7 protein-coding genes and 1 pseudogene are annotated in these 8,496 nt (G+C 61.0%); 2 read left to right on the forward strand and 6 right to left on the reverse strand.

Going from position 1 to position 8,496, the window contains the following annotated elements; all coding sequences use genetic code 11:
* Positions 1 to 162: 162 nt before the first annotated feature.
* The 4 genes from AC0V2S_RS25950 to pedF form a co-directional block, all read right to left on the reverse strand.
* The gene (locus AC0V2S_RS25950) at positions 163 to 1,098 is read right to left on the reverse strand and encodes a quinoprotein relay system zinc metallohydrolase 1 (protein ID WP_475512230.1); all 936 of its coding nucleotides are present in this window, start codon (positions 1,096 to 1,098) and stop codon (positions 163 to 165) included.
* Positions 1,099 to 1,208: 110 nt separating this feature from the next.
* Entirely contained in the window at positions 1,209 to 1,937 is a 729-nt protein-coding gene (locus AC0V2S_RS25955) for a quinoprotein dehydrogenase-associated SoxYZ-like carrier (protein WP_475512236.1), read from the reverse strand.
* A gap of 141 nt (positions 1,938 to 2,078) precedes the next feature.
* Positions 2,079 to 2,969 (reverse strand): substrate-binding periplasmic protein, encoded by an 891-nt coding sequence (locus tag AC0V2S_RS25960; protein WP_475512231.1) that lies wholly within the window; start codon positions 2,967 to 2,969, stop codon positions 2,079 to 2,081.
* Positions 2,970 to 2,974: 5 nt separating this feature from the next.
* Complete coding sequence (gene pedF / locus AC0V2S_RS25965; RefSeq protein ID WP_475512232.1) at positions 2,975 to 3,412, reverse strand: cytochrome c-550 PedF; 438 nt, start codon at positions 3,410 to 3,412, stop codon at positions 2,975 to 2,977.
* A 433-nt stretch (positions 3,413 to 3,845) separates the two neighbouring features.
* On the opposite strand from pedF, the gene exaA reads away from it, so the two are divergent.
* Complete coding sequence (gene exaA, locus AC0V2S_RS25970; RefSeq protein ID WP_475512233.1) at positions 3,846 to 5,729, forward strand: quinoprotein ethanol dehydrogenase; 1,884 nt, start codon at positions 3,846 to 3,848, stop codon at positions 5,727 to 5,729.
* Positions 5,730 to 5,838: 109 nt separating this feature from the next.
* The gene (locus AC0V2S_RS25975) at positions 5,839 to 6,477 is read left to right on the forward strand and encodes a pentapeptide repeat-containing protein (protein WP_475512234.1); all 639 of its coding nucleotides are present in this window, start codon (positions 5,839 to 5,841) and stop codon (positions 6,475 to 6,477) included.
* A 72-nt stretch (positions 6,478 to 6,549) separates the two neighbouring features.
* Here AC0V2S_RS25975 and AC0V2S_RS25980 read toward each other — a convergent pair whose 3' ends face one another.
* Together AC0V2S_RS25980 and AC0V2S_RS25985 are read right to left on the reverse strand one after the other, a co-directional pair.
* Positions 6,550 to 7,182 carry a response regulator transcription factor gene (locus AC0V2S_RS25980; protein WP_475512235.1) on the reverse strand — a complete coding sequence of 211 codons (633 nt, stop codon included), beginning with the start codon at positions 7,180 to 7,182 and terminating at the stop codon, positions 6,550 to 6,552.
* A 131-nt stretch (positions 7,183 to 7,313) separates the two neighbouring features.
* Positions 7,314 to 8,495: pseudogene (locus tag AC0V2S_RS25985) on the reverse strand (sensor histidine kinase).
* Position 8,496: the final 1 nt, after the last annotated feature.

An 8,496-nucleotide genomic window follows, 5' to 3' on the forward strand; every position in this document is an offset into this window, starting at 1 on the left:
ATTCTTGGTTTGCAGCGCCTGTTCAACAATTGCCCGCTGTGCGCAATTTCTTAGTTCGTTGGTAGCAGTACTTTGAAGGTTTGAGGCCTCACCTCGGTCCCGTAGGAGCCAGCTTGCTGGCGAAGCTTTTGATCTTGAAAAACTTCGCCAGCAAGCTGGCTCCTACGGGGCGGGTTTTACCTGTGGAAGATCGTTTTGCTCATAGCGGGGATACAGATGACTCACGCTGCGAATCAACTCATACCGCGACAGGTTCACCCCATCGAAACGCGGTGGAATCGGCGCGCGAATCACCTCGTTCATGTCCAGGCCTTTGGCCGCGCTATCGCGCAGCAAGCCGTCCAGCCAGCCCAGGTAATCACGCATCTGCGCAAAAGGCGCGGCGTCGCTGGCGACCGGGCCATGGCCGGGCACGATCAGTTTCCAGGGCAGCGCCTGCAGGGTATCCAGGTCTTTGAGCCATACATCCAGCCCCGGACTGTTGGGCGTGGTCAGCGCCCGCTCGTAAAACACCAAATCACCGGCAAACAGCACGCCGCTGTTCTCATCAAGAATGGCCAGGTCGGCGCCGGTATGGCCGCTCAAAGCGAGCAGCCGCAAACGGTGATTACCCACCTGGCGCTCACCCGCCGTGACGGTCTCGGTCGGCAACAGCACCTCGGTGCCGCGCATCCAGTCGCCCACGAGGCGGTACATGTTTTCCGCCATGGCGTTGCCCTGCTCGGCCAGCAGTTTGGTCGTGCCTTCAAGCGCGGCTATCGGCACATCGGCAAAGGCCTGATTGCCCAGGGCGTGATCGGGGTGATGGTGGGTGATCAGCACCAGCACGACTGGCTGCTGGGTGACGCTGGCGATGGCGTGGCGCATGGCCTCGCCATATTGTTTGGAGGGGCCGGTGTCGATGACCACCACGCCAGCATCGGTGACGATAAACCCGGTGTTGACGATGTTACCGCCATTGGTTTTATCGAAATTATCCCGGCTGCCTTCCAGCAGCCAGGTGTCCGCCGCGATCCGCCGCGGTTGCAGGTGGTAGTCCTGCGCGGCAGAAGCGTGCGCGGCAAGCGCCAGCAGTAACAGTGAACACCACAAGCGCATGCCTGACTCCTTGGCGGTTTAACGCACCGCGCTGAATTGCATCGTCGGGTCGACGTTGGTGAAGTTGACGAAGGCGGCCTGGAGAGGCTTCTGCCTCGATGCTCTTGCTCTTACAGCTCACCTTCAAATTCATTACCACTGTTATCACGCAGCCATAACCGCGCTTGATCATGCCCCTGCACTTCCAGGCTGATCACCGGGTTTTCCGCCACAGCAGGAAACAGTTCGATATTCGCCAGCACCTGGCCTTTCTCATCGCGCAGCTGCGCTTGGTCCAGATAAAACTCCGGCACCCCGCCCACCATGCCGTTATCCATCGGATGGTCCACGCGCAGGCGCAGCCGGGAGTCATTGCCGTGGATAAACCGCGCCGCATGAATCTGCCCCAGGCGCTCTTCCCAGCCATCCTGCGCACGTACCACGCTGGGCGCCGTGCACCCGCCACCGGCCGCTTCCACCCACACCGAACCGACATGCCACACGCCGTCTTTGGTCAGCACCGCCGCGCGAATCGGCGTGGCCTGTTCAACGCGAATACGGATGGCCAACAGCGGCTGCACCTGCGGGCCGGGTTCGAAGCTGAAGATGCGTGGAATGGGGTTGAGCTCGGCCCAGGCGATGATCTTTTCGACCTGCCCGGCATAGGCCCGGGCGTCGACCTGGATCGGCACCTGACGGGAGTCTTCGGCGAAGGGCGGCGCTTGCAGCACCACCTTGTCGTCAAACACAAAAGGTTTATCGCCGAGCATTTTCTGCTGGTAGAACTGCCACATCACCGAGGGCATGGGGTCTTTGCCTGGGTCGGCGTGGGCGTGGAGGCTTAGCAGCAGGCCGAGCATTAACACCTTGCGCATAAGCGCTCTCCTGGATGGCCCTAAAAACTCGAGGCTGAAGCCTCTCCCACAGTCGTCCGCGTTTGAAGTGGGAGAGGCTTTAGCCTCGATCTTTTGATCTTGAAAGCCTCTCCCAATAGACACCGCTTATTGAACATCCTGATAAAGCCCCGGCAACTCGTAATGCACGCCATACGCCTCGAACAACTTGGCCATGCGGCCATCGTTGATCATGTCTTCCACTTGCATATCGATGGCGTTGGAGAGCTGGCGGTTGCTTTCGTGCACGGCCATGCCGATATCCCAGGTCGGCTGCCCGAGGTTGGGATAGGTGTTGTCGGACTCCTTCAGCGCCGCGTCCTTGGCATTGAACATCAGCCAATCCAGCTCACCACGCAGGCCCATCACCGCATCGACCTTTTTCCCTTGCATGGCGGCGAACGCGGCTGCCGTGGTGGGAAAGTGATCGGTGTTGGCGCTCAGCTGGCCACCAAATACAGTGGACAGGTAGAACGACGGCACGCTCTCCAGCTCTACCCCGATACGGTGCAGGCGGAACACGCCAATGCTGTCGACCTTGGGCAAACGGCGGGTGTCGTGCACCACCTGCCAGCGCTCGCGCTGGTAGGGGCCGAACATCACCACTTGCTCGTTGGCCAACTCGCCGACGTCGTTGCGCTGGCTGCGGTAGTCCTTGTCATAGGGCACCCGCAGCATCAGATCGGCGAGCACGCCGGGGCGCAGGTAATGGCCTTTCCAGATAAAGTTGCGCAGGTCGTCGTCGAGCTTTTCGCCCGGCACAATCCACAGCAACTCCAGCTTCAGGCCGAGGCTGTCGGCAAGGGCCTGGGCGAGGTCGACATCCACGCCACGGGCTTTACCATTTTCTTCAAAGCTGTAGGGGGCGAAGTGTTCGTACACCGCTACCTTGAGCACGCCCGAGGCGACGATATCGTCATAGGGCCGCACCCGCGCATCGCTTACCAGCGGCACGCACAGGCACAGCACCCAACACACAATGGTCGGTAGCCAGCGCATGGCGATTACTCGTCTACGTGCACGCTGTCGAGGTAGCTACGGATCGCCCACAAGCCTTCCTGGCTGATGAAGTCGGCCATCTTCGGCATATACACGGCGCCATCGCGCACCGCGCCGTTGATCACGCGCTCCTTGAACCACTCATCACCTTCGGCGCCGACATCGAGCATGCGCAGGTCCGGGGCAATACCGCCGGACTTGGCTTCCAGGCCATGGCAGCGCGCGCAGTTCTGGTTGTAGGCCGAGGCACCGATTTCCACGGCCAAGGCGTTCTTGGCGTAGGGGGCGCGGTAGGGGTTGGTGTCTTTCCACTCTTTGCCCAGTGGCTCCAGGCCTTCGGTGTTGACGGCTTGCGGGGTGACATCGCCGTGGGCCAGGGCCAGGCCGGCAAAGCCGATACCAGCAAGCAAAATCAGGCTACGCAGGGCATTGTTGTTATTCATTGAAACCATCCTCTTCGAGATGCTGGGCAAGGCAATAAGCGCCAAACCAGAAGGTGTGAAAACGTAGCGAGCGAAGGTTAGGCAAGGCAAAAACAGGCGAAACAGCGCAGTTGGCTGTAGCCAATGAGCATGTTGAATCTGTTTTTAACGCCGCCTAACCGGGCGCAGTAGTTTTCACACCTTCTGGTGGGGCCATGGTAAGAACGGCTCTACCCACGCCGTATGCTGCTTTCGCGCTCTTGGTCTACTTCCTTGGTAGTAGAGCCGCAGGAGGCCCATGGATGGTTTTCGTAGCAGGCCCAATTGAGGCCCGCACTGGGAACTCTTCCCGGCATGGGCGGGAGTTTTTCCGTATCGGTGCAAAGGCGTGTGGTTCCACCATTTGCCTCGCCAGATCGCCATCTGGCCTACCGACCACAACGGGATACTCACCATGACAATAAGAACGTTCACCTCCTCCGGGCGCCGCCCGCGCTTTACCCTGAACCGCTTGTGCCAGGGCCTGCTGCTGGCCGGTGGCCTGGCCGCTGCGGCCGGCGCCGTGGCAAAAGACGTAACCTGGGAAGACATCGCCAACGACCACAAAACCACTAACGATGTGCTGCAATACGGCCTGGGCACCAACGCCCAACGCTGGAGCCCGCTGGCGCTGGTCAATGACAAGAACGTGTTCAAGCTGACCCCGGCCTGGTCGTATTCCTTTGGCGATGAAAAGCAGCGCGGCCAGGAATCCCAGGCCATCGTCAGCGACGGCGTGATCTACGTCACCGCCTCCTACTCACGGCTGTTCGCCCTCGATGCAAAAACCGGTAAACGCCTGTGGACCTACAACCACCGCCTGCCCGACGACATTCGCCCGTGCTGCGATGTGGTTAACCGTGGCGCCGCGATTTTTGGCGACAAGATTTTCTTCGGCACCCTCGACGGCCGCCTGGTCGCGCTGAATAAAAACACCGGCAAAGTGGTGTGGAACAAGAAGTTCGGCGACCACACCGCCGGCTACACCATGACCGGCGCACCGACCCTGATCAAGGACCAGAAGACCGGCAAGACCCTGCTGATTCACGGCAGCTCCGGCGATGAATTCGGCGTGGTCGGCCAGCTGTATGCGCGCGACCCGGACACTGGCGACGAGGTATGGATGCGCCCGTTTGTGGAAGGCCATATGGGCCGCCTGAATGGCAAAGACAGCACCGTGACCGGCGACGTAAAAGCGCCGAGCTGGCCGGATGATCCAAGCACCCCGACCGGCAAAGTGGATGCCTGGAGCCATGGCGGCGGCGCCCCGTGGCAGAGCGCAAGCTTTGATGCCGAGACCAACACCATCATCGTCGGCGCCGGCAACCCGGGCCCGTGGAACACCTGGGCGCGCACCTCCAAAGGCGGCAACCCGCACGACTACGACAGCCTCTACACCTCCGGCCAGGTTGGCGTAGACCCGAGCACGGGCGAGGTGAAGTGGTTCTACCAACACACCCCGAACGATGCCTGGGACTTCTCCGGCAACAACGAACTGGTGCTGTTCGACTACAAAGGCAAAGACGGAAAAACCGTCAAAGCCACCGGCCACGCCGACCGCAACGGCTTCTTCTACGTGGTGGACCGCACCAACGGCAAGCTGCAAAACGCCTTCCCGTTTGTGGATAACATCAGCTGGGCCAGCCATATCGACCTGAAAACCGGCCGCCCGGTGGAAAACCCCGGCCAGCGTCCGCCGCTGCCAGAGCCGGGTGAAAAACACGGCAAACCGGTTGAGGTTTCGCCTCCGTTCCTGGGCGGCAAAAACTGGAACCCGATGGCCTACAGCCAGGACACCGGCCTGTTCTACATTCCGGCCAACAACTGGAAAGAGGACTACTGGACCGAAGAGGTGAGCTACAAGAAAGGCTCGGCGTACCTGGGCATGGGCTTCCGCATCAAGCGTATGTACGACGACCACGTCGGCAGCCTGCGCGCCATGGACCCCACCACCGGCAAAGTGGTGTGGGAACACAACGAACACCTGCCGCTGTGGGCCGGCGTATTGGCCACCAAAGGCAACCTGGTGTTCACCGGCACGGGTGATGGCTTCTTCAAAGCCTTCGACGCGAAAACCGGCAAGGAGCTGTGGAAGTTCCAGACCGGCAGCGGCATCGTCTCCCCGCCCATCACCTGGGAACAGGACGGCGAGCAGTACCTGGGCGTGACCGTCGGCTACGGCGGCGCGGTGCCGCTGTGGGGCGGCGATATGGCCGAGCTGACCAAGCCAGTAGCACAAGGCGGATCGTTCTGGGTATTCAAGTTGCCGAGCTGGGATAACAGCACAGCCAAGCGCTAACCACACGTTCCCCTGTAGGAGCGACCTTGGTCGCGAAGCTCTTAAAGATCACGAGCTTCGCGACCAAGGTCGCTCCTACAGGCCGTTTACCTGTCTTGAGAACCTCGCCATGAAGCTACTTCCCGTTGTACTGCTGTGCCTAGGCACCCTCGCCCACGCCGATGACGACGGCGTGCTGGTCATCAACGGTTGTCGTATCGAAAGCCACAGCCAATGCCCCGGTGCCGATCTGCACAACGCTGATCTTCGTAACCAGGACATGAGCAACATGAACCTCGCCGGCGCCAACTTAAAAGGCGCCGATTTGCGTCACACCAACCTCGATCTGGCCAACCTGGAAAAAGCCCAACTGCAAGGCGCCAACCTGACCCGCGCCAGTTTGCAGCAGGCCAATCTGCGCGTGGCCGATCTCTCCAACGCCAAGCTGCTGGCCGTGCAAGGCTGGGGGTTGTTTGGCCAGGGTGCGCAGTTTCAAGGCGCAGACCTGACCGCGGCCTATCTGGAATTCGCCCGCTTGAACGGGGCCAAGCTGCACGACGCCAACCTGACGGCGGCAGACCTGGAAATGAGCTGGCTGAACCGCAGTGATTTGAAAGGTGCCAACCTGAAAGACGCCAATATGCAGGAGACCAAGATCAGCGATGCCAACCTGGAAAACGCTGTATTGACCGGGGCGCGCCGGCATTACGCGACGTTTCAGGGGACCAATATGGTGGGCTGTACGGATTGCCCCGCGGGATGGGATTAAAGGATGTAGGGCGAATATCGCCTTGGCGATATCCGCCGATTCACGGTGTACGCGGCGACGCGGTTATCCGCCCTACGACCGCGACCGCAATATCCCCGTATCAATCGCCAAATGCACAAACTCCGCCTGTGAACTCACCTGCAATTTGTTCTTCAACAAGGTCAGGTAGTTCGACACGGTCTTGCCGCTAATACACAACTGCTCGGCAATCTGCCGCGCCGGGGTGCCTTTGGCGAGCATCACGAAAATCTCGAATTCGCGCTGCGACATGCTGCCCAGCCGTGGGTCTTGCTCGCCTGGGTTGCACGCCAACTGGGTGGCTAACGGCTGCTCGATATAGGCATGCCCGGCCATGATGCGGCGCACCGCTTCCACCAGAATTTCCGGCGCCGAGCTTTTGGTGATATAGCCCGCCGCGCCGGCATCCAGGGCCTGGCGCACCAGCGGCAATTCGTCGTGCATGCTGAAGAACAGCACGCGCAATTGCGGCAGGCGCTGGCGCAGACGGCGGGTGGTTTCCAGGCCACTGATGCCAGGCAGGCTGATGTCCATGATCACCAGATTGGGGATCAGGCCGGGCACCAGTTGCAGGGCTTCTTCGCCGCTGGCGGCCTCGCTGACCTGCACCTCGGGGAGCAGGCCTTGCAGCAGGTTGGCGTAGCCTTGGCGGACTACGGCGTGGTCGTCTACCAGCAGGATTTTCATGGTTTACCTCGTGTTATTAGTTACCTGCGCTTCGCTGCTGTTGTAGGAGCGAGCTTGCTCGCGAAGCGGTTGACCGGAAGAACGCCGTTTCCAGGGTTCGCCAGCAAGCTGGCTCCTACAACACCAAGCGGTTACGGTGCTGGAATACTTAACCTGAGCGACCAACCGTTCCCCGGCCGGTGCGCAATCGCAATTGCCCTCCCAAACACCGCGCCCGCTCACCCATGGAGCGCAGCCCGATACCCGGTCGTGGAATACGTTCAGCGCCGCTGCCGTTATCACTCACCAGCAACGCCAATCGCGTCCCGCGCCGGTGCAGCCGCACATTCACCTGACTGGCCCCGGAATGCCGCGCCACGTTGGTCAGCGCTTCCTGCAACAGGCGATACAAATGTGCCTGCTGCGCTGCTTCCATCACCGGCAACTGGCTGCCCATCTGCAGTCGCAGCGAATGCCTTGCGCCTGTTGCCATTGCGCGACCAGCAACTCGATGGCCTCGCCCAGTTGCAGACGCTCAGCACGATGGGGTACAGGTCGCGAATCAGGCCGCGAAAGCTTTCCTGCATATGCTGGCATTCACTTCCAGGCTACGCAGGGTCGCGGCCATGGCCGGTTCTGGTGGGTCATGGAGCGCAGCAACAACAGCTGCGCGCGGATGCCGGTGAGGTTGGCCCATGTCGTCGTGCAGCGCCAGGGCCAGCTGTTTGCGTCGTGTTCTTGCAGCGCCAGTAGCGATTGGGTGAGTTCGCGGTTGTCGGCCTGCACCTGTTCCAGGGTGCTGACCATCTGGTTGAAGTGCTCAGCCAGCTGTTTGGATTCGTGCAGCGAATGCACCGGCAAGCGCACCTGCATTTGGCCCTGGGACACTTGCTGCAAGCCGCCAATCAATTCGTCCAGCACCCGTAAACCACGGCGCACGGCCCAGCGAATCACCGCGAGGCTAAGCCCCAGCGACAGGCCGAATAGCACCAGCAGTTGGGTCAGTGAATCCCAGACCTCGTCGATCTCATCCTGCGGGTCGACGCTGATCAGCACTTCGCGGCCATCGGCCAGCTGCAGGGGTTTCTGCGAATTGTTTAGCGGCGGGATACAGACGTTCGCCCAGCCAGGTGTCCAGGGAATCGGCGACGGTTACGGGTCATGGTCCAGTGCACGCGCACATGCGCGGCTGTGGGTGAGTTGCGATTCGAGGGTGGCGGGGTCGCGCTGCGCGGCTTCGCGCAGTACTCGACCACCGCTTGTGCCGCCTTGAGTTCGCGCTTTACATCGTAGCTCGCCTGGCGCAACAGCACCGCCATGCACACCAGCGCCACA

The sequence above is a fragment of the Pseudomonas sp. CC11G genome (genome assembly GCF_056174845.1).

Coding starts and splice junctions, on each gene's coding strand:
- AC0V2S_RS25950 (WP_475512230.1), bottom strand. CDS start 1,098: ATGCGCTTGTGGTGTTCACTGTTACTGCTGGCGCTTGCCGCGCACGCT.
- AC0V2S_RS25955 (WP_475512236.1), bottom strand. CDS start 1,937: ATGCTCGGCCTGCTGCTAAGCCTCCACGCCCACGCCGACCCAGGCAAA.
- AC0V2S_RS25960 (WP_475512231.1), bottom strand. CDS start 2,969: ATGCGCTGGCTACCGACCATTGTGTGTTGGGTGCTGTGCCTGTGCGTG.
- pedF (WP_475512232.1), bottom strand. CDS start 3,412: ATGAATAACAACAATGCCCTGCGTAGCCTGATTTTGCTTGCTGGTATC.
- exaA (WP_475512233.1), top strand. CDS start 3,846: ATGACAATAAGAACGTTCACCTCCTCCGGGCGCCGCCCGCGCTTTACC.
- AC0V2S_RS25975 (WP_475512234.1), top strand. CDS start 5,839: ATGAAGCTACTTCCCGTTGTACTGCTGTGCCTAGGCACCCTCGCCCAC.
- AC0V2S_RS25980 (WP_475512235.1), bottom strand. CDS start 7,182: ATGAAAATCCTGCTGGTAGACGACCACGCCGTAGTCCGCCAAGGCTAC.